Source organism: Kitasatospora sp. HUAS MG31 (assembly GCF_040571325.1).
Lineage (GTDB): Bacteria > Actinomycetota > Actinomycetes > Streptomycetales > Streptomycetaceae > Kitasatospora > Kitasatospora camelliae.
Genome location: NZ_CP159872.1, coordinates 5,622,104 through 5,641,345 on the forward strand (window position 1 = coordinate 5,622,104; position 19,242 = coordinate 5,641,345).

General features: G+C 73.6%; 15 protein-coding genes. 9 read left to right on the top strand and 6 right to left on the bottom strand.

Annotation, left to right across the window (positions count from 1 at the left end):
- Window positions 1-372 precede the first annotated feature (372 nt).
- Window positions 373-1,353 carry a helix-turn-helix domain-containing protein gene (locus ABWK59_RS25145; protein WP_354642880.1) on the top strand — a complete coding sequence of 327 codons (981 nt, stop codon included), beginning with the start codon at window positions 373-375 and terminating at the stop codon, window positions 1,351-1,353.
- Between the two features lie 92 nt (window positions 1,354-1,445).
- On the opposite strand, the gene ABWK59_RS25150 is transcribed toward ABWK59_RS25145, so the two are convergent.
- From ABWK59_RS25150 to ABWK59_RS25160, 3 genes are all read right to left on the bottom strand, one after another.
- Entirely contained in the window at window positions 1,446-1,808 is a 363-nt protein-coding gene (locus ABWK59_RS25150) for a DUF952 domain-containing protein (RefSeq protein ID WP_354642881.1), read from the bottom strand.
- 85 nt (window positions 1,809-1,893) lie between these two features.
- A complete protein-coding gene (locus tag ABWK59_RS25155) occupies window positions 1,894-3,447 on the bottom strand; it encodes a mucoidy inhibitor MuiA family protein (RefSeq protein ID WP_354642882.1) in 1,554 nt (517 codons plus the stop codon).
- 4 nt (window positions 3,448-3,451) lie between these two features.
- Window positions 3,452-5,689: a DUF4139 domain-containing protein gene (locus ABWK59_RS25160; RefSeq protein WP_354642883.1), complete on the bottom strand. Its 2,238-nt coding sequence runs from the start codon at window positions 5,687-5,689 to the stop codon at window positions 3,452-3,454.
- A gap of 243 nt (window positions 5,690-5,932) precedes the next feature.
- On the opposite strand from ABWK59_RS25160, the gene ABWK59_RS25165 reads away from it, so the two are divergent.
- From ABWK59_RS25165 to der, 3 genes are all read left to right on the top strand, one after another.
- The gene (locus ABWK59_RS25165; protein ID WP_354642884.1) at window positions 5,933-7,018 is read left to right on the top strand and encodes a prephenate dehydrogenase; all 1,086 of its coding nucleotides are present in this window, start codon (window positions 5,933-5,935) and stop codon (window positions 7,016-7,018) included.
- 191 nt (window positions 7,019-7,209) lie between these two features.
- Window positions 7,210-7,923: a (d)CMP kinase gene (cmk, locus tag ABWK59_RS25170; RefSeq protein WP_354642885.1), complete on the top strand. Its 714-nt coding sequence runs from the start codon at window positions 7,210-7,212 to the stop codon at window positions 7,921-7,923.
- A 179-nt stretch (window positions 7,924-8,102) separates the two neighbouring features.
- Window positions 8,103-9,557: a ribosome biogenesis GTPase Der gene (gene der, locus ABWK59_RS25175; protein WP_354642886.1), complete on the top strand. Its 1,455-nt coding sequence runs from the start codon at window positions 8,103-8,105 to the stop codon at window positions 9,555-9,557.
- Window positions 9,558-9,786: 229 nt separating this feature from the next.
- Here der and ABWK59_RS25180 read toward each other — a convergent pair whose 3' ends face one another.
- Window positions 9,787-10,509 (bottom strand): hypothetical protein, encoded by a 723-nt coding sequence (locus ABWK59_RS25180; RefSeq protein ID WP_354642887.1) that lies wholly within the window; start codon window positions 10,507-10,509, stop codon window positions 9,787-9,789.
- A gap of 494 nt (window positions 10,510-11,003) precedes the next feature.
- Entirely contained in the window at window positions 11,004-11,963 is a 960-nt protein-coding gene (locus ABWK59_RS25185) for a hypothetical protein (RefSeq protein ID WP_354642888.1), read from the bottom strand.
- A gap of 585 nt (window positions 11,964-12,548) precedes the next feature.
- On the opposite strand from ABWK59_RS25185, the gene ABWK59_RS25190 reads away from it, so the two are divergent.
- Window positions 12,549-13,328, top strand: coding sequence for a transglycosylase family protein (locus ABWK59_RS25190; protein WP_354642889.1), 780 nt, complete (start codon window positions 12,549-12,551; stop codon window positions 13,326-13,328).
- A gap of 291 nt (window positions 13,329-13,619) precedes the next feature.
- Here the strand turns inward: ABWK59_RS25190 and ABWK59_RS25195 are convergent, their stop codons facing one another.
- Entirely contained in the window at window positions 13,620-14,423 is an 804-nt protein-coding gene (locus ABWK59_RS25195) for an MBL fold metallo-hydrolase (protein WP_354642890.1), read from the bottom strand.
- A 155-nt stretch (window positions 14,424-14,578) separates the two neighbouring features.
- Here ABWK59_RS25195 and ABWK59_RS25200 point away from each other — a divergent pair, with 155 nt between their 5' ends.
- The 4 genes from ABWK59_RS25200 to ABWK59_RS25215 all read left to right on the top strand — a co-directional run bounded on the left by ABWK59_RS25200 (window position 14,579) and on the right by ABWK59_RS25215 (window position 19,082).
- Window positions 14,579-15,823 (top strand): RNA-guided endonuclease InsQ/TnpB family protein, encoded by a 1,245-nt coding sequence (locus ABWK59_RS25200; RefSeq protein ID WP_354642891.1) that lies wholly within the window; start codon window positions 14,579-14,581, stop codon window positions 15,821-15,823.
- Between the two features lie 551 nt (window positions 15,824-16,374).
- Entirely contained in the window at window positions 16,375-17,046 is a 672-nt protein-coding gene (locus tag ABWK59_RS25205) for an alpha-ketoglutarate-dependent dioxygenase AlkB (RefSeq protein WP_354642892.1), read from the top strand.
- A gap of 222 nt (window positions 17,047-17,268) precedes the next feature.
- Window positions 17,269-18,132, top strand: a complete 864-nt coding sequence (locus ABWK59_RS25210; RefSeq protein ID WP_354642893.1) for an acyl-CoA thioesterase — start codon at window positions 17,269-17,271, stop codon at window positions 18,130-18,132.
- Window positions 18,133-18,290: 158 nt separating this feature from the next.
- A complete protein-coding gene (locus ABWK59_RS25215) occupies window positions 18,291-19,082 on the top strand; it encodes a DUF1684 domain-containing protein (protein WP_354642894.1) in 792 nt (263 codons plus the stop codon).
- Window positions 19,083-19,242 lie beyond the last annotated feature (160 nt).

Below are 19,242 nucleotides of genomic sequence, written 5' to 3' on the forward strand. Positions count from 1 at the left end.
GCTGATGCGCGAGGTCGGCCTCTGAGGTCGGTCGGCTGATGCGCGAGGTCGGCCTCCGAGCGAGGCGTCCCGCGCAGTCCTGAGGTGAACAGGGGGGTCCTCCCGTCCGTCCGCGGCGGGGGGACCTTCGTGTTCGGGCGAGCGTGTGGGGGAGGGAGCCCTTCGGGGCCGGCCGGCGCGGGTGTGCCCGAGGGCGCGTCCGGAGGGGCGATCGGGCAGTTTCGGGGGTGCGGCGGTGTGAGTCTGACCGCAGCCGCACCACTGGCCTTGTCAGGCTGTGGATCTCTGGCAGAAAATAGCCAACAGAAATCGTCTCGGCAGATGGCGAGAAAGCGCCACGAGCCTGGACCCGGGGGCGGGGGAAGGAGCGACGTGCCCGACTCATTCGGAGTACTCGGTCTGGGACGGCCGGACGGTCAGGTGTACGCGGCGCTGGTGACGGCTCCGCAGTCCACTGCCGTCGAGCTGGCCCTGACCTGCGGCCTGACGCTGCAACAGAGCCAGGACGCCCTCGACAGGCTGAGCGAACAGGGCATGGCGACCCGCGCACCGGTCGACCGCGAGCGGTACCTCGCGGTCGCGCCCGACGTCGCGATCGGCACCCTGATCGGTCACCGCGAGGCCCAGCTGCGCAGTGCCCGGGCGGAGATGCACCGCCTGATGGACGCCTTCCGCGAGGCATCCCGCTACACGGACCCCGCGCACACGGTCGAGGTGCTCACCGGCGGCGAGGCCATCGCCCAGCGGCTGGAGCACCTGGTGGACACCAGCCAGTACCAGGTGCGCGGCTTCGACTGCCCGCCGTACGTCATGGACCCGGTCGCGCAGCAGCCGCGGCAGCTGGCCAAGCTCAAGGCGGGCGTGCGGATCCGCACGGTCTTCGACAAGGAGGCCATCGCCTGGCCCGGGCGGCTGGAGTCGGAGATCCTGGTCGGCGTCCAGGACGGCGAGGAGGCCCGGGTCCGTCCGGTGCTCCCGATGAAGATGATGATGTCCGACGACCGGATGGCGATCATCCCGATCAGCGTCGGCGACAGCGTCCTCGACGCCGCGTACGTGATCCACCCGTCGGCGCTGCTGCAGGCGCTGGACGCGCTGTTCGAGGCCGAGTGGGAGCGGGCCGTGCCGCTGCAGACGGTGATCGGCGGCGGGGACGGCGGGCCCGGACCGGACGCCGACCACCTCAAGCTGCTGGGCCTGCTGGCGGCCGGGCTGACCGACGAGTCGATCGCGCGGTCGCTCGGCTGGAGCGCCCGGACCACGCAGCGGCGGCTCCAGGCACTGATGCGGGAACTCGGCGCGACCACCCGTTTCCAGGCCGGCATGGCCGCCCGCGAGCGCGGCTGGATCTAGGGGCCGGATCTACCGGAGCTTGAGGCCCTGATCTTGGGCCCTGATCCTGGGGGCCGGATCCAGGGGGCGGCCCGGGCGCCCTCACCTCCTGGTCAGCTCCAGGGGGTGAGGGAGGTCCAGCGGCCGTCCGTCCCGCGCTCCAGCTTCTCCAGGCCGACCACGGCCGTGCGGTTGAGCCGGCCGTAGATGTGCGGGAACAGGGCGCCCGGGGTCGAGCCGGGCGGGGGGCCACCGGAGGCGGCCTCCCACTTCACCATCGGCTCGACCAGGTTCTCCTCGATCAGCAGCGCCATCAGCGGGTCGGGCGTGTCCCGGAAGAAGGCGTTGGCCACCGCCAGGGCGGTCTGCTCGTCCGCCGAACAGTGGATGAACCCGTCGGTCAGCAGCGAAGCCGCGGAGTACGGCCGGCCCGGGTCGCGCAGCCAGTCGTCCAGGGGAGCGAGATGGTAGATCATGTCTCTTTTGTACCGGAGTTGACGCCCTGACTGCCGCGGACCGGGCCGCGGGTCCCCGTGCTGCGGTTCACAACCCCGCCACCGTTCACAACCCCGCCACCTTCGAGCTCGCCGCCACCTCGTACACCAGGGTCACCGTGCGGCGCCCGCCGGGCGGCAGCGGGACGTCCCACCGAACCACGCCCTCCGCGTCCAGCTCGTCCGGCGCGGGGTCGCAGGACTCCTTCCGCAGCCGGACCTCCACCGCCGACACCTCCGACACCGGGATCCGCTCCCGTACCGTCACCAGCTGCTCGCCGTGCTCCTGCGGACCGGAGAAACGGGACAGGTGCAGCCGGACCGTGCGGGTGACCACCGTGCGCTGGGTGATGCCGGTGGTGGCCCGGTCCTCCTCGGTCTCCCGGACCACCCGGTAGCCGTCCGAGCTGCCGAACGCCAGCTCCGCCGGTGCGCCCGGCGCCGTGAAGCCCAGCTCGCCCCGGCCGGTGAAACCGCTGCCCCGGACCAGGTCCACCGGTCCGGCCAGCAGCGCGTGCCCCGCGCCGTTGCGGAACCGCACCACCTGGGTGACCAGCGGGGACAGCTCGGGCGCCGCCGCGTACTCGCTGGTCGCCTCCGCCTCGAAGGAGGTCAGCGGGATGCGGTGGGCCCGTCCGTCGCTCGGTACCGAGGCCGGCTCCGGCGCCCGCAGCACCCGCACCTCGCCGCCGTCGTCCACACCCGGCAGACCCTCCGCCGTCGGCCCGGTGGTGCTGATGTCCTCCTCCCGGAGCTCCACCGTCACCGTCCGGCGCTCCTCCGCCGACCGCTCACGCAGCGTCAGACGGTCCTCCACCAGTCGCGGCGGCTCGGTGGCCAGCGCCGAACGCGCGGTGGAGAAGGTCAGCCGCGCCCCGGACCAGTCCTCCCCGGTCCGCTGCCAAACCACCGCCTCGGTCTCCAGCCGCAGCCCGCCCTCGCCCAGCGTCGCCCGGTACGCCGGACGCCACAGCGCGCACGGCGTCAGGTGGCCCACCCGCAGCCCGGCCGGCCCGGCGGCGGACGCCTCCACGGTCAGCTCCAGGTGTGCGACCAGCTCGGCGGGGTCCTCCTCGGACAGGTCGAGCGCCCGCTCCGCCGCCTCCAGCTCGGCACCCAGCTCGGTCAGCCGCGCCCGGACGGTGCGCAGCCGCTCCCCGCACTCCTCGCGCTCGGCGTCCACCCGGTCCAGCTCCCGGCTCCACCGGGTCTGCTCCAGTTCGCCCCGGCCGGCGCCCTCGCCGATCTCCCGGAGCAGGTCCGCGGCGAGCTGCGCCAGCAGCGCCAGGCGCGCCTTCAGTCGGTCGTGGTGCTGGTTCTCGGCGAGCCGCTCGCGGCGCAGCTCGTGGACCCGGTGGCGCAGCTCCGAGTCGTCCGCGGTGGGCGGCAGCGGGGCGCGCGGCACCCAGGCCCGCACCACCCGGGCGTCCAGCACCCGGGCGTCGGGTCCTGCGGTGATCTCGGCGTGCAGGGTCCGGTCCACCGCCAGCGCGGTGACCGGGCCCAGGCGCAGCCGCTGCACCCCGGCCGCCAGGTCCACCACGGTCTCCCGCTCGACGTGGGCCCGGTCCTCCAGACAGGTGACGGCCGTGACCGGCAGCGGGATCGGCGAGTCGTTCATGGTTTCAGCTCCTCCGGTTGCCGCCGACCAGGGCCTTGCCGGCCGGAATGCGGATCTCGTAGCCGCCGTCGAGCTCGGCGGTGGCGCCGGGCGCCAGCTCCACCCGCCAGCGGCGGGCGGACGGCGGGTAGTTCTGCGACGGTGTGTCGGGCGGGGTCCAGTCGGCGCGTTCCTCGATCCGGACGTCCTGCTCGGAGGTGACCGGCACCCGCTCCCGGACCTCCACCGTCACCGGGTGCGGCAGCCGGTTGGCCAGCTCCACCCGGACCCGGTGGTCCAGGACGGCGGTGCTGCCGCGCAGCCCCGCCGTGGATTCCCGCAGCTCGGTGCGGCGGGCCACCCGGATCCCCTCCGCCTGCCCGAGCCCGACCCGGCGGGCCCCGCCCGGCGCCAGCGTCGGCAGCGCGGCGGTGAGCAGGAAGTCACCGTCCACGGTCACCTCCACCGGCCCCGCCAGCAGCGCCCGCTCGGTGGCGTTGGACAGCACCAGGGTCGCGTACACCGCCTCCTCCACCGACGGCACGCACACGTACTCGGTGCGCAGGCCGACCGGGAGCTCGGCGACCGCCACCGTGTGCCAGCCGCCGTCCGACGGGATGTCGGCCGGAGCGGCGGCGTCGTAGCGGTAGTCGAAGGAGCCCGCCGAACGCCGCGGCGGCACCGCGTGCGCGGGCAGCGCCAGCTCGGCCGGAGCGGCCGCCCGGCGGCGCTGCTCCAGGGTCACCGGATCGTCCACCGCCCCCGGGTGCAGCAGGCCCCGGCGGCCGGCCGGGTCCTCGGGCCCGGACAGCGCGAGCGCGCCGTAGTCCAGCTGCCCCGCGCTCGGCTGCGGCGGGGCCGGCGGCACCGGCACCGGCTGGGCGGCGGGCGCGGCCCCGGGCGGGGCCCCGGCGAACCCGGGACGCACGCCCCCGGGGGCCGCCGGCATCGCCGGAGCCGCCGCCCGGGCACGGGTCTTCCCGCGCGGCACGTCCTCGTCCACGCTCAGCTGACCGCCCCCGCCGTACGCCTGCGGGACGGGACCGGCCGGAGCGGCCGGCATCGGGGCCGCCACGGGCATCGGCGCCGGCGGCGGCACCGGACGCGCCATCGGCGGCGGCGCCGGGTACGGCGACTCGGGCGCCCCGTACCCGCCGTACCCGCCGAACGCCGCCAGCTCCGCGGCCTCCCCACCCCACGGACCGCCCGCCCCCGCGGCCCCGGCCGACCCGGGCGGCGTCGGCGGCGCGCTCGTCGTGGCCGGAAGCGGCCGCGGGCCCACCGCGTCGTACCCGGTGAACAGGTCCCCCAGCCCCGACGGCGGCTCGCGCCAGCCCGAGGGCGCCGGAGCGGGCTGGCTGCGCCCGATCCGGACCGACCGCAGCACCGGCAGGTCCGTGCGGCGCTGCAGGTCGGCGGTGGACAGCGCGAGCCGCACCCCCTCCCAGTCCTCACCACTGCGCTGGGCGATCGAGGCGCGGAGCACCAGGCGTCCGGTCGCCTCACCCTGGCGGTGGCTCAGCTGGTACGTCGGCACCCAGCGCGCGCCCGGCACGCAGTACTCCACCTCCAGCTCGACTTCCCGCCCGGCCGCCACTGCGGCCTCCAGCGAGGCCTTCCGCTCGGGAGCCGCGGTCACCGTCACCACGGCGACCGCGCTGGTCTCCACCGGACCGGCGGGGACCGCCGAGGAGACCCGCGCCAGCTCGGCCTCGGTCACCTCCAATGCGTGCTCGGCCAGCCGGAGTTCGTCCTCCAGCTCGGCGGCCCGGGCGTGCAGGTCGGCCAGCCGGCGCTCGACGAAATCGGCGAGCTCCAGCCAGGCGTCGGCGGGCGTCCGCCGGTGCGGCTCCTCCGGGGTCCGCTCCGGCGGCACCGGGCGGAGCGCCGCCACCTCGCCGATCCGGGCCTGCGCCCGGGCGTGTCGCTCCGCGACCGCGTCCCGCTCGTCCCGGGCGGCGTCCACTCGGCGCCGCAGCTCCGGCAGGCTCGCCCGGTCCCGCAGCTCGGCCGCGAACTCGACCCGCGCCCCGGTCACCCGCAGGGCGGTACCCATCCACTCCGGTGCGCCCTCGGCCGGCCCGGCGTCCAGGACCCGCGCCCGCAGCGAACCGTTCGTCAGCGACCGGGGCAACCCCGCCAGCCGTACCCGGCCGTCCGCCGGCAGCACCCCCCGGGCCCGCCGCCGGCAGACCGCGCCCTGCGCGTACACCACCACCGAATCGAGCCTCGACTCCCAGGCCTGTGAGCTTTCCTCTGCCACGCGCCGTGCCCCTTCGCCGTCTCCCCGCCCAGGGCGCCAGTCTGCACCCGTTGCGGCCCGCCGACCGCGCATTGTCCCGCGCGTCGGTGGAGTGGACGGCCGAGGGCCCCGCCCGGTTGCGTCCACGGGCCGGTCGACCGCCGTGGCGGCGGTGTCGCGAAGCGCTGGTTGTCCGCCCGTGCGCGGGGTGCGAGAGGATGGGCGCAGGATTCCGCCCGCCCGCCCCAGGAGACGTACCCAGCCATGCGCACTGTCGCCGTCGTCGGCACCGGACTGATCGGCACCTCCGCCGCGCTCGCCCTCACCGGCCGCGGGCTGACCGTCTATCTGGAGGACGCCGACCCGGACGCCGCCCGCACGGCCGCCTCGCTCGGCGCCGGCACCACGGAACTCCCCGACGGCCCGGTCGACCTGGCGATCATCGCGGTCCCGCCCGCCCTGGTCGGCAAGGTCCTCGCCGACTGCCAGCGCCGCGGACTCGCCCGCTGGTACACCGACGTGGCCAGCGTGAAGACCGGCCCGCGCGCCGAGGTCGCCGCCCTCGGCTGCGACACCACCCACTACATCGGCAGCCACCCGATGGCCGGCCGCGAGCGCTCAGGTCCGCTCGCCGCCCGCGCCGACCTCTTCGAGGGCCGCCCCTGGGTGCTCACCCCCACCCCGGACACCGACACCGAGACCCTCAACGCCGCCCTCGAACTGGTCGCCCTCTGCGGCGCCATGCCGATCGTCATGGACGCCGCCGCCCACGACCGCGCCGTCGCCCTGGTCTCGCACGCCCCCCAGCTGCTCTCCTCGCTGGTCGCCGCCCGCCTGGAGCACGCCGACGAGACCGCCGTCCGGCTCTCCGGCCAGGGCGTCCGCGACGTCACCAGGATCGCCGCCTCCAACCCGGCCATGTGGGTGGACATCCTCTCCGCCAACGCCGGGGTGGTCGCCGACATCCTCGAGGAGGTCGCCGCCGACCTGGACGAGACGGTCACCGCGCTGCGCGCCCTCCAGGCCGCGGACGAGGGCGAGCGGCGGTCCGGCGCGGCCGGGATCGAGGCCGTCATGCGCCGGGGCAACTCCGGCCAGGCCCGCATCCCCGGCAAGCACGGCGCCCCGCCCACCCGCTACGAGACCGTCACCGTCGTCCTCGGCGACCAGCCCGGCGAGCTCGGCCGCCTCTTCGGCGAGGTCGGCGCCCTCGGCGTGAACATCGAGGACGTCACCATCGAGCACTCCACCGGCCAGCAGGTCGGCCACGTCCAGCTCTCCGTCGCGCCCACCGCCGTCCAGCGCCTCAGCCGCGGGCTGCGCGAGCACGGCTGGAGCGTCCGCGACTGACCCGGCCCGAGGCGCTGTCGGTGCGCCGCCGGGGCCGCTGTCGGTGTGCTGCCGGTCCGCTTGGCGGTGCGCCGCGGCGGGCCGTCGGCGGGGAGGGCCGGAAGTGGGGCGGAGGTGGGCCGTCCGGGGAGGTGTCGCCGGTCGACTAACCTTGAGGGAGACATCCCCGGCCTGAGGAAGAGGTTCGCCCCGTGGACACTGCCGACCGAGCGCACGCCCCGGTCGTCGTCGCCATCGACGGACCCTCCGGCTCCGGCAAGTCGACCGTCTCCCGCGCGGTCGCCGCCCGGCTGGGGTTGAGCTTCCTGGACACCGGTGCGATGTACCGGGCGATGACCTGGTGGATGCTGGCCAACGACGTGGACGTCGACGACCCCGAGGCCGTCGCCATCGCCTGCACCAAGCCGGTGATCGTCTCCGGGACGGACGCGGCCGGCCCGACCATAACGGTCGACGGCAAGGACGTCTCCGGGCCGATCCGCGGCCCCGAGGTGACCGCCAAGGTCTCCGCCGTCTCGGCCGTCCCGGCCGTCCGCACGCAGCTGGTCGAGCTGCAGCGGTCCTGCGCCGAGGTCGCCGAGCGAGGCATCGTCGCCGAGGGCCGGGACATGGGCACGGTCGTCTTCCCGGCCGCCACCGTCAAGGTCTTCCTCACCGCGTCGGAGGCCGCCCGCGCCGAGCGCCGGGCCGCCGAGCTGCGCGCCAAGGGCGTCGACGAGGCCACCATCACCGCGATGGCCGCCGACCTCGCCCGCCGGGACGCCGCCGACTCCTCCCGGGAGACGGCCCCGCTGACCCAGGCCGAGGACGCCGTCCTGGTCGACACCAGCGCCCTCACCCTGGAGCAGGTCATCGACCGGATCGGCTCCCTGGTCGAGGAACGGGCCGGCCTGTCGGCCGTCTGAGGCCGACCAGAGCGGGGATCGCCCCGCGACGACCGGATCGGACTGCGGTCCGCACCGCGGTCCGTACCGAGCACCACCCCAACTGTCCGACTACACCAAGTAGTTTCGCGCTGCCCGCCGGGCAGGAACGCACGGTGCGCCCCTGGGAAGGGCCGTACCGGGAAACGGAAAAACGGAACATGAGCAACGAGACCACCCACCACCACGGTGAGCTGGGCGACGCCGAGTACGCCGAGTTCATGGCGCTGGCCGCCGAGGAGGGCTTCGACGCCGAGGAGATCGACGCCGACCTGGACGGCGCCGCGCACGGCCCGCTGCCCGTCCTCGCCGTCGTCGGCCGCCCGAACGTCGGCAAGTCGACCCTGGTCAACCGCATCATCGGCCGCCGCGAGGCGGTCGTCGAGGACCGCCCCGGCGTCACCCGCGACCGGGTCACCTACGAGGCCACCTGGAACGGCCGACGGTTCAAGATCGTCGACACCGGTGGCTGGGAGGTCGACGTCCTCGGCATCGACGCGGCCGTCGCCGCCCAGGCCGAGTACGGCATCGAGGCCGCCGACGCCGTCCTCTTCGTCGTGGACGCCACCGTCGGCGCCACCGACACCGACGAGGCCCTGGTCAAGCTGATCCGCCGCTCCAAGAAGCCGGTGGTGCTCTGCGCCAACAAGGTCGACGGCCAGTCCACCGAGGCCGAGGCCGCCTACCTGTGGTCCCTCGGCCTCGGTGAGCCCTACCCGGTCTCCGCCGTGCACGGCCGCGGCTCCGGCGACCTCCTCGACGCGGTGCTCGACGTGCTGCCCGAGGCCCCGCCGCAGACCTTCGGTCCCGGCGGCATCGGCGGCCCACGTCGCGTCGCCCTGATCGGCCGGCCCAACGTCGGCAAGTCGAGCCTGCTCAACAAGGTCGCGGGCGAGGATCGCGTGGTCGTCAACGAGCTCGCCGGCACCACCCGCGACCCGGTCGACGAGATGATCGAACTCGGCGGCAAGACCTGGAAGTTCGTCGACACCGCCGGTATCCGCCGCCGGGTCCACCAGACCGCCGGCGCCGACTTCTACGCCTCGCTGCGCACCGCCTCCGCGCTGGAGAAGGCCGAGGTCGCGGTCGTCCTGATCGACGCCAGCGAGACCCTCGCCGAGCAGGACACCCGGATCATCTCGATGGCCGTCGAGGCCGGGCGCGCCGTCGTCATCGCCTACAACAAGTGGGACCGGCTGGACGAGGAGCGCCGCTTCTACCTGGAGCGCGAGATCGAGCGCGACCTGGTCCAGGTGCAGTGGGCCCCCCGGGTCAACGTCTCGGCGATGACCGGCCGGCACATGGAGAAGCTCGTCCCGGCGATCGAGACCGCGCTGGAGGGCTGGGAGACCCGCATCCCCACCGCCCGCCTGAACGCCTTCCTCGGCGAACTGGTCGCCTCCCACCCGCACCCGATCCGCGGCGGCAAGCAGCCCCGCATCCTGTTCGGCACCCAGGCGGGCACCCGTCCGCCGCGGTTCGTGCTCTTCGCCTCCGGCTTCCTGGAGGCCGGCTACCGCCGCTTCATCGAGCGCCGGCTGCGCGAGGAGTTCGGGTTCGTGGGCACGCCGATCTCGATCTCTGTCCGGGTGCGCGAGAAGCGCCGCAAGAAGTGACCGGTTCCGTACGGGAGTTGTGACCTCGTACGCGTACTCGTGTGGTCCCGCCCGCAGGGCCCGGACGGCCGACCGCCGTCCGGGCCCTGCGGCCGTTTCCGGGGGCGGCTCCTCGGCAGCGTCGGGCCGCCCGCCTGACACGGACTCCGGGCCAGGAGGCGTGGGTGTGCGGCGGGTCGGGGTTCAGCGGGGGGTCAGTCCCGGCCGAGGATGCGGCCGGAGGGTCGGGTCAGCCCTGGCCGGGGACGCGGCCGGGGGGCAGCGCCACCAGAAAACGGTGCCGCCCGCTGGTGGTCGGACCCCCCCTGCTCGACGACGGGGGAGAACCCAGGTAGCCCGCGGCCACCCAGCCCTGCCCGGTGCCGCCGAACTGGCCGGCGGCGGGGAGATGCTCCGTGCTACCGGTCTGGCCCGCGCCGGTGTACGAGCCGGGGCCCGTGAACTGACCGCCCGTACCGGCGAACTGGTCCGGGCCGCCGCCGTACGGCCCCGAATCGCCGCCCCCGAACTGGCCGGTGCCTCCGGCCCCGAACGGTGCCGCGCCACCGGAGGCGGACTGCCCGGCCGAGGTCGCACCGAATTGCCCCGAACCGGAGCCCGCCCCCTGGCCCGTCCCCCCGGCCGACCCGGAGCCGCCACCCGCCGCGGCCCCGCTGCCGTCGTTGCCGCCCCCGGCGGGCAGGCCCGGGACGTGCGACTGCTGTGCGGGCATGAACTGCGGGGTCCCCTGGGTGTGGCCCGGGAAGGTGTGGAAGGTCTGGTGCTGCGGGTACGGCAGCGCCTCCGGTCGCAGCGTGTGGGGATCGCGTACCGCGAAGCCGGTGAACTTCATGTTCTCCTCGCCCGACCGGTCACCGGGGAGGGCGCGGAAGAGTCTGCGGTACTCGGAGTACAGCGAGTCGTAGATCGGCGTGGCCGAGTTCGGGTGCTCCGCGTCGTACGACGGGCGCATGCTCGGGATCGATCGGCTGGCGGAGGGGCGGCTGGCGGCGACGTCGTAGCTGTACACATAGGGCCAACGAGCGAGGACGGTCGGGGATGCGGGGCTGCGGCCCCTTCCCTGTGCCAGTACCGACGGTGGCGTTCCCGCTGTTCCGGGTGCTCGGGCCGGTCCGGGTCGGTTCAGGTCGCACGGGGTTGGGTCCGGGGCGGGTCCAGTCGTGGTCCGGGGCGGGTCCCGGGCGGGTCCGGGGCGGGTCCGGGTCGGCCGATGGTGGCGGGCCATCCCCTCTGCCGCTTCACGGGATTGACGGACGATCGGATGTGGTGGCTCCGGCCGTCCGTCTGATCATTCGATGGCCTGATCGTCGGAACCCCGGACCGGGACGGCCCTGAGCCCGGGCCCTCGCAGGCCCGGGCTCGCAGGGAGCCGTCATGCGGTTGCCCGGCCCTGATCCCCGCCGGGCATCGGCCGGTGGACCGATGCGATCGCCTGCCCTGGTCGGCTCAGGTGCCGGCGAGCGGGAGCATGCCGGCGACCAGGACCCCCTGTGCGGCGGCGCGGTCCAGCGCCTGGCGGAGCAGGTCCTCGCGGGGCTGGCGGCCGATCGTCCCGGCGGGCACCGCGTACATGACCACCTCGGAGCGGCGGCCCGCCGCGGTCCGCCAGCCGTCCGCGACCTGCAGCGCCTGGTGGGCCTGCCACCAGGCCGCGCTGCCACCGGTGGCCGAGGGCTGCAGGATCGCGTGCAGCTGCCCCATCGCCATCAGCACCGACCAGCCGGCGCGCGGACGGGTGGGCGCCTGGTTCACGTCCCGCACGGGCTGGAACCCGTGTTCGGCCAGCAGGGAGAGGAACACGTCCTCGGGGCTGTCGCTGCCCGGACGCGCGACCGGCCCGGTCGGCTCGACCACCAGCGCGGCGTGCCCGGCGTCCCCGCACAGCACGATGCCGCAGGTCACCCCGAGGACGGCCGGCTGGTGGCCGGCCGGCGTAGCGGCCGGGCGCGGCTCCGCCTCCGGCCGGAGCCCCTGGGGTTGCGGCTGCGGCTGCGGGGCCAGGGGCTGCTGGGTCAGAGGCTGCGGCGCCGGCGGGCCGGCGGGCGCGGCGGTGGCGGGGGCTGCTGCACCGGGGACGGCGGCGGCGAGCGCGTCCATGGTGGCCGTCGCCGAGGCGGCCGACGCGGCCGAGGCCTCCTGCGCCTCGCTGATGCTCCGGACCGCGCCGAGCAACTGCTCCTCGGAGACCGGGACCACCTGGGACGGGATGCAGCGCGCGTGGGCGAAAGCCAGGACCGCCGTCTCGTCGCCGACGAAGAGCACCGTGGTGGTCGCCTCCCGGAGGGAGTCACCCGGTTGTCGGCAGGAGGTGCAGTCGTAGGTGTCGGGCGCGTGGGCCCCGGCGAGGAGGCCGTCGGCCTCGTCGTCGCCGATCTCGGCGCGTACGTCGTCGCTCACTTCGAGCATGCGCGGCACGAAGTCTCCTCGTTCGTCTGGGGGATGGCGCGGAGCGCCCGACCGCCATTACCAACGGGCCGTTGTGGCAGGGGTCACGGGCGAGCTCGGCTCCGACGGGATTTGCCGCAGATCTGACTGCGTTGGGTGGCCGTGTGGTCGCAATGTGTCGGTGCTGTGCCCGAGGTCACAGGGGTCCCGCTGTGAGCCGGGGCACGTCAGGGGGCGGGTTGATCTTGGCATTTACGGCCAAATCGGACATTCCTCCTCGTTTTGCTAGATCGATACTGCCGGTAACACCGGTTTGACCTGGGAAGTCCCGAAAGTGTTTGGTCCCTGCCCGGCCCGCTCGTAGCTTCTTAGCCAGTGCAACGAGCACTACCCGGGCTCACCCCCGGCGCACGGCCCGCCGCCCGTCGGCGGCGCGGGTGCAGGACGGCAGGACGGCTCTCGAGCCCCCGCCCGTCCGTGGAGGGTGGCCGGGGCGGCGCGGCACGTCGGACACGTGCACGGCCGCCTTGCGGACGCGGTGAGAGCGAGATCAGGCCCCGAGGGCCTGGTTCCGCATGCCCGCCCGGGGCTGTCGAGAGGAACCTCATGATCTTCCGTAACGAGACCGCCGTTGCCACCACCTCCGCCACCAAGCGCAACCGCGTCCGGGTGGCCGTCATGGGCGGCGCGCTGGTCGCGCTGCCGGTGGCCGGCCTCGTCACGGCCACCACGGCCTCCGCCGCCGACGTCGCCACCTGGGACCGCGTCGCGCAGTGCGAGTCCACCGGCAACTGGAGCATCAACACCGGCAACGGCTTCTACGGTGGCCTCCAGTTCACCTCCAGCACCTGGGCCGCGTACGGCGGCACCCAGTACGCCCCGCAGGCCAACCTGGCCACCAAGGCGCAGCAGATCTCCGTCGCCGAGAAGGTCCTGGCCGACCAGGGCCCGGGCGCCTGGCCGGTGTGCTCGGTCAAGGCCGGCCTGACCAAGGGCGGTGCCCCGGCCGCGGTCGACACCTCCGCCCCCGCCGCGGCCTCCCGCTCCGAGGCCCGCCCGCAGGCCCCGCAGGCCGCTGCCCAGCCGGCCGCCCCGAAGATCGAGGCCCCGAAGGTCGAGGCCAAGCCCGCGGCTCCCAAGGCCGAGGTGAAGAAGGCCGAGGCGCCCAAGCCGGTCGCCAAGAAGGCCGAGGCCCCGAAGGCCGCCGCCAAGACCAAGGCCCCGGTCAACGACGCCAAGGGCACCTACACGGTCAAGTCCGGTGACACCCTGAGCCAGATCGCCGCCGCCAAGGGCCTGGACTGGCACGACCTGTACCAGAAGAACACCGGTGTCGTGGGCGGCAACCCCGACCTGATCTTCCCGGGCCAGGTCCTGTCCTTCTGAGCCACGGCTCCGACGGTCAGCAACTGACGGTCAGCAACTGACGCGCACCGCCGATCCCTGCGCCGTGGACGCCCACGGTCGACGCGCACGGTCGAGGTGCACTGTCGCCGCGTCCCCGGCCGCGTGCGACACCCCCGTCCGGCGTGAGGCCCTGACACCTCACGCCGCGGTATCCGGCCGCCGGCCGTCCTCCCCCGGGAGGGCGGCCGGCGGCTTGCGTACTCCCTGCCCCTCGGGCCGCACGCTGCTGGAGTATTCCGGGGCCTTGGGGGCCTCCGGCCGTGGCGGCCCTCAGGTCCAGGTGAGCTCGCCCTTGGCGACCTTGGTGCCGAGCTCCACCGCGAGCGGCAGGCCCGCATCCGGGTAGCGCTGCTTGAGTTCGGCCTCGGCCGCCGCCGCGTCCGGATGCTTGCCGAGCTCCATCTCGAAGGTCTGCAGGTACTCCCGGGTGTAGCGGATCGCGTCCAGGTCGGTCGGCGCGCCCGCCATCCGGTGCCCGGCAGCCACGAACGCGGGATCCAGGGCCTCCATCCCGTCCAGCACGTCGATCCACGCCTCCCGCTGCCCGAAGGCCGGAGTGTCCGCCGTCCACACGTGCAGGCCCTGGAACAACAGCACCCCGCCGAGCAACGACCGGCTGCGGTGCTCCCAGAGGAAGTACCGGTCCGGGAGACGCAGGTCGGCCCCGCGCAGCTCCAGCCGGTGGCCCTCGATCTCCAGAGCGTCGCCGGGCAGCGGCTCGGGCAGCACCAGCCGGCTGGGGAGTTCCTCGCCGAGGCTCGCCCACGCCGCCAGCTTCGCCCGGTACGTGGCGGTGATGTGCTCCACGACCTGGGCGGGGGCGAGGATCCGGGCCTCGGGGTAGGCCTCCTGGAGCACCTCCGCTCCGAAGTAGAAGTCCGGGTCGCCGTGGCTGATGAACACCGTGGTCAGCCGCTTCCCGGTGGCCGCGACCTCCCGCGCCAGGCGCTGCCCGTCGGAGCGCCTGAAACCCGCGTCGACCAGCACCAGCTCGCGCGTTCCGGCGACCAGCACCGCCGTCTTGTGCAGCGAGGCGTCGTCGAAGTCGACGATTGTGAAGTCGAGAGGGTTCATCCGGGTCCTTCCGTGGGTGCCCCCGATTTCGGCTGGGGGAGGAAACGAAACTCCCGCCTAGCGGGTCAGGGACGGCCAGGCCGCCTGGGCGAAATGGCGTCTTGGTCAGTGATAACCCGCAGTCGGTCACGAACTGACTGACTATCATGTGATCTGTGAGCACTCACGTGAAGCGGGCATTCAAGTGCCGCTTCTATCCGACTGATGTGCAGGCAGCGGAGCTGTCGCGCACGTTCGGGTGCGTGAGGAAGGTCTACAACCTGGCGTTGCAGGCTCGCACGGAGGCGTGGCAGCACCGTCAGGAGCGGGTGAACTACAACGCCACGTCGGCGATGCTGACCGGGTGGAAGAAGAGTGAGGAACTGGCCTACCTGTCCGAGGTGTCGTCGGTTCCGTTGCAGCAGACGCTGAGACATCTGCAAGGGGCGTTCACTAACTTCTGGGCAAAGCGTGCCGGCTATCCGACGTTCAAGTCCCGGAAGAAGTCCCGTAGGTCCGCGGAGTACACGTCCTCGGCGTTCCGATTCCGGGACGGCCGGCTCACGCTGGCGAAGATGAGCGAGCCGCTGGAGATCGTATGGTCCCGGCCACTGCCCGAGGGAAGCACCCCGACCACGGTCACCGTGTCGCAGGACAGTGCGGGACGCTGGTTCGTCTCCCTGCTGTGCGATGACCGGCCCGCACCGATGCCCGCCACGGATGCCGCTGTCGGCATCGACGTGGGCATAACGTCCCTGCTCGCCTTGTCCCGGCCGATCCCTGGCTTGACCGACGAGCAGGGGAAGATCAGCAACCCGAAGCATGAGCAGAAGGACCGCGCCCGCCTCGCCAAGGCACAGCGGAACCTTTCGCGCAAGGCCAAGGGTGAAGGGAGGAACCGGGCGAAGGCCCGGCTCAAGGTTGGTAGGGCGCATGCCCGGATCGCCGACCGGCGAACGGACTTCCTGCACAAGGTCACTACCGCTCTCGTTCGTGAGAACCAAACGATCGTGATCGAAGACCTGGCGGTTCGGAACATGCTCAAGAACCGCACCCTCGCACGGGCCATCGCTGATGCGTCGTGGTCCGAGCTTCGGAGCATGCTGGACTACAAGGCAGCTTGGTACGGGCGGGATCTGGTCGTGATCGACCGCTGGTTTCCCTCCTCCAAGCTGTGCTCCGCCTGCGGCACCCTGCGGGGAAAGATGCCGCTCAACGTCCGGGAGTGGACGTGCGACTGCGGGACGACCCACGACCGGGACGTGAACGCGGCGAGAAACATTCTGGCCGCCGGACTGGCGGTTGCAGCCTGTGGAGACGGTGTAAGACCTCAACGGAGCACTCCGGGCGGGCGGTCGTCGGTGAAGCAGGAAGTAGTCCCACCGCCGCGCTCACACGCAGCGTCTCAGCCGCAAGGCTGAGGGGAATCCCCCTCCCAAAGGAGGGGGAGGAAGTCAATCCGACTCCCTTGCGTGCCGCCGCGGCCCGAGTGGCGGGCTTCCGGCTCCGGCCGAGGCTCCTGCTTTCGTACCTGCGGGGATGCCGCCGCCGGCGTCGTCTGCGGGTCGGCGGTCGACGTCGTCCACCGCCGGCGTCGTCAGCCGCGGGGTTGGGGTGACGGTGCTGCCGGGGCATCCGCGTGGCTTCTTGGTTGGTGTCGGCGTTGATATGACAGGCGTCCTCCGGGCATCTCACCCGACCGGCGGGTGTGTGCAGCTTGTATGAACCGTGGCCTCTCAGCCTGATGGCTTTGTGGCCCCGTTGCCATGTGTACGGCCCCGTTGCCTCCTAACCTCGCGGCCTCGTTGCTCACGGCTTTACGGGCCGCCGCACTGCGGTCGGCTGGCCCCTTCCTGCGAATAGTTTCGGCCAGCGGATCGCCCGCCGCCCGTCCACGCACCCGTGCCCCGGCCGTCCGCTGCGCCGAACGACCTACCGGGCCGCCCGTTCCGCCGGTGCGAGGATGGGGGGCGTGACCGGTGAACTCTTCCCCCGAGAGCGCTCCGAACCCGCTCCCGGCGCCGTCCTGGTGCCGGACTGGCTGGGCGCACGCGAGCAGCTGGACCTGGTCGCCGCCTGCCGCGACTGGGCCCGCCCCCCGGCCGGAATGCGGACGGTCACCCTGCCCACCGGCGGCGTGATGTCCGTCCGCACCGTCTGCCTCGGCTGGCACTGGTACCCGTACGGCTACGCCAGGACCGTGGTCGACGGGGACGGCGCCCCGGTCAAGGCCTTCCCGCCCGAGCTGGGCGAACTCGCCCACCGCGCCCTCACTGCCGCGTACGGCTCCACGGGCCTGGAGCGGATCGCCGGGGCGCCCGACTACCGGCCCGACATCGCCGTGGTGAACCACTACCCGCACGGCGCCAAGATGGGCCTGCACCGTGACCGCGAGGAGCGCGTCGACGCGCCCGTGGTCTCCCTCTCGCTCGGCGACAGCTGCGTCTTCCGCCTCGGCAACACCGAGACCCGTACTCGCCCGTGGACCGACCTGGAGTTGCGCAGCGGCGACCTGCTGGTCTTCGGCGGTCGCTCGCGGTTCGCGTACCACGGTGTCGTTCGCACCCACCCGGACACCGCCGATCCCGCCCTGGGGCTGGTCGGACGGCTGAACATCACCGTCCGGCAGTCCGGGCTGGCGTGACGCGGGTCGGTAGGACGCGCGTCGGTAGGAGGCGGGTCGGCGGGACGCGGGTCAATGCGGCGGGTGTCCGCGCGACGGGTGTCCGCGCCCGCCCGGCGCTACGCCCGATGGGTCGCCCCGGGCGGCGGGAATTTGGCGGCCGACGGGAGACTTTTGGGTAGACGAAGGCGGTCGCCGGGGCAGAACCTGCCTCCGGGGCTGGCCGGGAGAGGGAGCATGCACATGGGAACACCCGTCGACCAGCTCGTCGATCTTCTCGACCTGGAGCAGATCGAGCTCAACATCTTCCGCGGGCGGAGCCCCGAGGAGGCCCTGCAGCGGACGTTCGGCGGCCAGGTCGCGGGTCAGGCGCTGGTCGCGGCGGGCCGTACGGTCGACGGCGACCGCCCGGTCCATTCGCTGCACGCCTACTTCCTCCGCCCGGGGGTGCCCGGCGTGCCGATCGTCTACCAGGTCGACCGGATCCGTGACGGCCGCTCGTTCACCACCCGCCGGGTGCTGGCCATCCAGGGCGGGCGGTCGATCTTCGCCCTGACCGCCGACTTCCACAAGCCCGAGCAGGGCGGCATCGAGCACCAGATCGCGATGCCGGACGTCCCCGCCCCCGAGGACCTGCCCAGTGCTCTGGACGAGGTCGGTTCCAAGCTCGGCGAGCTGCCCCCGTTCATCAGCCGCCGCCAGCCCTTCGACATCCGGTACGTCGAGCGCCTGCGGTGGAACAAGGACGAGCTGGTCGACGTCGAGCCGCGCAGCGGCGTCTGGCTGCGCACCAACGGCGCCCTGCCCGACGACCCGCTGATCCACGTCTGCGCGCTCACCTACGCCAGCGACATGACCCTGCTGGACGCGGTCCGCGCACCCGTCGAACCCCTGTGGGGCGAGCGGAACTTTGACATGGCCTCGCTGGACCACGCGATGTGGTTCCACCGGCCGTTCCGCGCCGACGAGTGGCTGCTGTACCAGCAGGAGTCGCCCATTGCCCATGCCGCGCGTGGCCTCGCGCGCGGTCAGATCTACGACCGCAGCGGCCGGCTGGTCGTCTCGGTGATGCAGGAGGGACTGTTCCGTCCCCTCGCCGACCGCTGAGGCCCTACCGCTGAGGCCCGCCTGCTGAAAGCCTGATCGCCGAAGCCGTATTGCCGAAGCTGCCAGAGCTGCACTGCCGAAGCCGCACCGCCGAGGCACCGCCCGTCCGTACGGGTTCCACCACACGCCACCGATCGATCGTCTGGGAGGGCCGGCCGATGACCGACGCCGAGGAATGGAAGCACTGGACCGAGTCCCGGACAGCCGCGGTCAGCGCGCCGCACGGGCCGCTGGCTCTCACCGGGACGCACTGGCTGGAGCCGGAGCCGGTGGAACTGCCGGGCCTGCCGGGCCGCTGGTGGGCCGAGGACGGCACGGTACGGCTGAGTGTGAAGGCCGACGACGGGATTTGGCTGGAGGCCGCCGGGGAGGCCGGGGAACCGCTCGACGGAGAGGTGACGCTCCGGCCCGACACCGCGCCGGTCGCCGACCTGGCCCTGGTGGGCGACAAGCGGCTCGTCCCGATCGAGCGGGAGGGCGAGATCGCCCTGCGGGTCTTCGACCCGGAAGCGCCCACCCGGACGGCCTTCGCCGGCATCTCGGTCTACCCCTACTCGCCGGAGTGGGCCGTGTCGGCGGTGTTCACGCCGTACGAGGAGGGCGAGCGGGCGGTGGTCGTCCCGAACGCGGACGGCCGCGAGCGTCCGTTGGAGGTGACCGGGCAGATCGCCTTCCACCTGTTGGGCGAGCCGCACACGCTCACCGTCAGCCGCTCCGGCGACCGGCTGACCGGCGTGATCGCCGACCTGACCAGCGGGCACGAGACGTACCGGTTCCGGTTCATCACCCTGCCGGCGCCGGACGCGAGCGGGCGGACGGTCCTGGACCTCAACCGCGCGTACCTGCCGCCGTGCGCCTTCGCCGACCACTTCGTCTGCCCGTTCCCGCCACCGGGCAACCGGCTGTCGGTGGCCGTGGAGGCGGGGGAGAGGCAGGTGCTGTCGGGGTGAGGCCGCGGCATGCTGTCAGGTGGCCGGGGGTGGGGTGACGGGTTGCGGGGGTGGTGACCCCGGCGCCGGTCCGTCGGGGTGCGTGGACGACCATGGTGCCGTGTCGACAAATCCATCCTCCGCCGCCGATCTCCCGCGCTCGCCCGAACCTCCCGGCTCC

What these genes read in the sequence shown, in the direction of transcription:
- ABWK59_RS25150 (WP_354642881.1), bottom strand. Translation starts at nt 1,808, where the DNA reads ATGATCTACCATCTCGCTCCCCTGGACGACTGGCTGCGCGACCCGGGC.
- ABWK59_RS25155 (WP_354642882.1), bottom strand. Translation starts at nt 3,447, where the DNA reads ATGAACGACTCGCCGATCCCGCTGCCGGTCACGGCCGTCACCTGTCTG.
- ABWK59_RS25165 (WP_354642884.1), top strand. Translation starts at nt 5,933, where the DNA reads ATGCGCACTGTCGCCGTCGTCGGCACCGGACTGATCGGCACCTCCGCC.
- der (WP_354642886.1), top strand. Translation starts at nt 8,103, where the DNA reads ATGAGCAACGAGACCACCCACCACCACGGTGAGCTGGGCGACGCCGAG.
- ABWK59_RS25180 (WP_354642887.1), bottom strand. Translation starts at nt 10,509, where the DNA reads ATGCGCCCGTCGTACGACGCGGAGCACCCGAACTCGGCCACGCCGATC.
- ABWK59_RS25185 (WP_354642888.1), bottom strand. Translation starts at nt 11,963, where the DNA reads ATGCTCGAAGTGAGCGACGACGTACGCGCCGAGATCGGCGACGACGAG.
- ABWK59_RS25190 (WP_354642889.1), top strand. Translation starts at nt 12,549, where the DNA reads ATGATCTTCCGTAACGAGACCGCCGTTGCCACCACCTCCGCCACCAAG.
- ABWK59_RS25195 (WP_354642890.1), bottom strand. Translation starts at nt 14,423, where the DNA reads ATGAACCCTCTCGACTTCACAATCGTCGACTTCGACGACGCCTCGCTG.
- ABWK59_RS25210 (WP_354642893.1), top strand. Translation starts at nt 17,269, where the DNA reads ATGGGAACACCCGTCGACCAGCTCGTCGATCTTCTCGACCTGGAGCAG.
- ABWK59_RS25215 (WP_354642894.1), top strand. Translation starts at nt 18,291, where the DNA reads ATGACCGACGCCGAGGAATGGAAGCACTGGACCGAGTCCCGGACAGCC.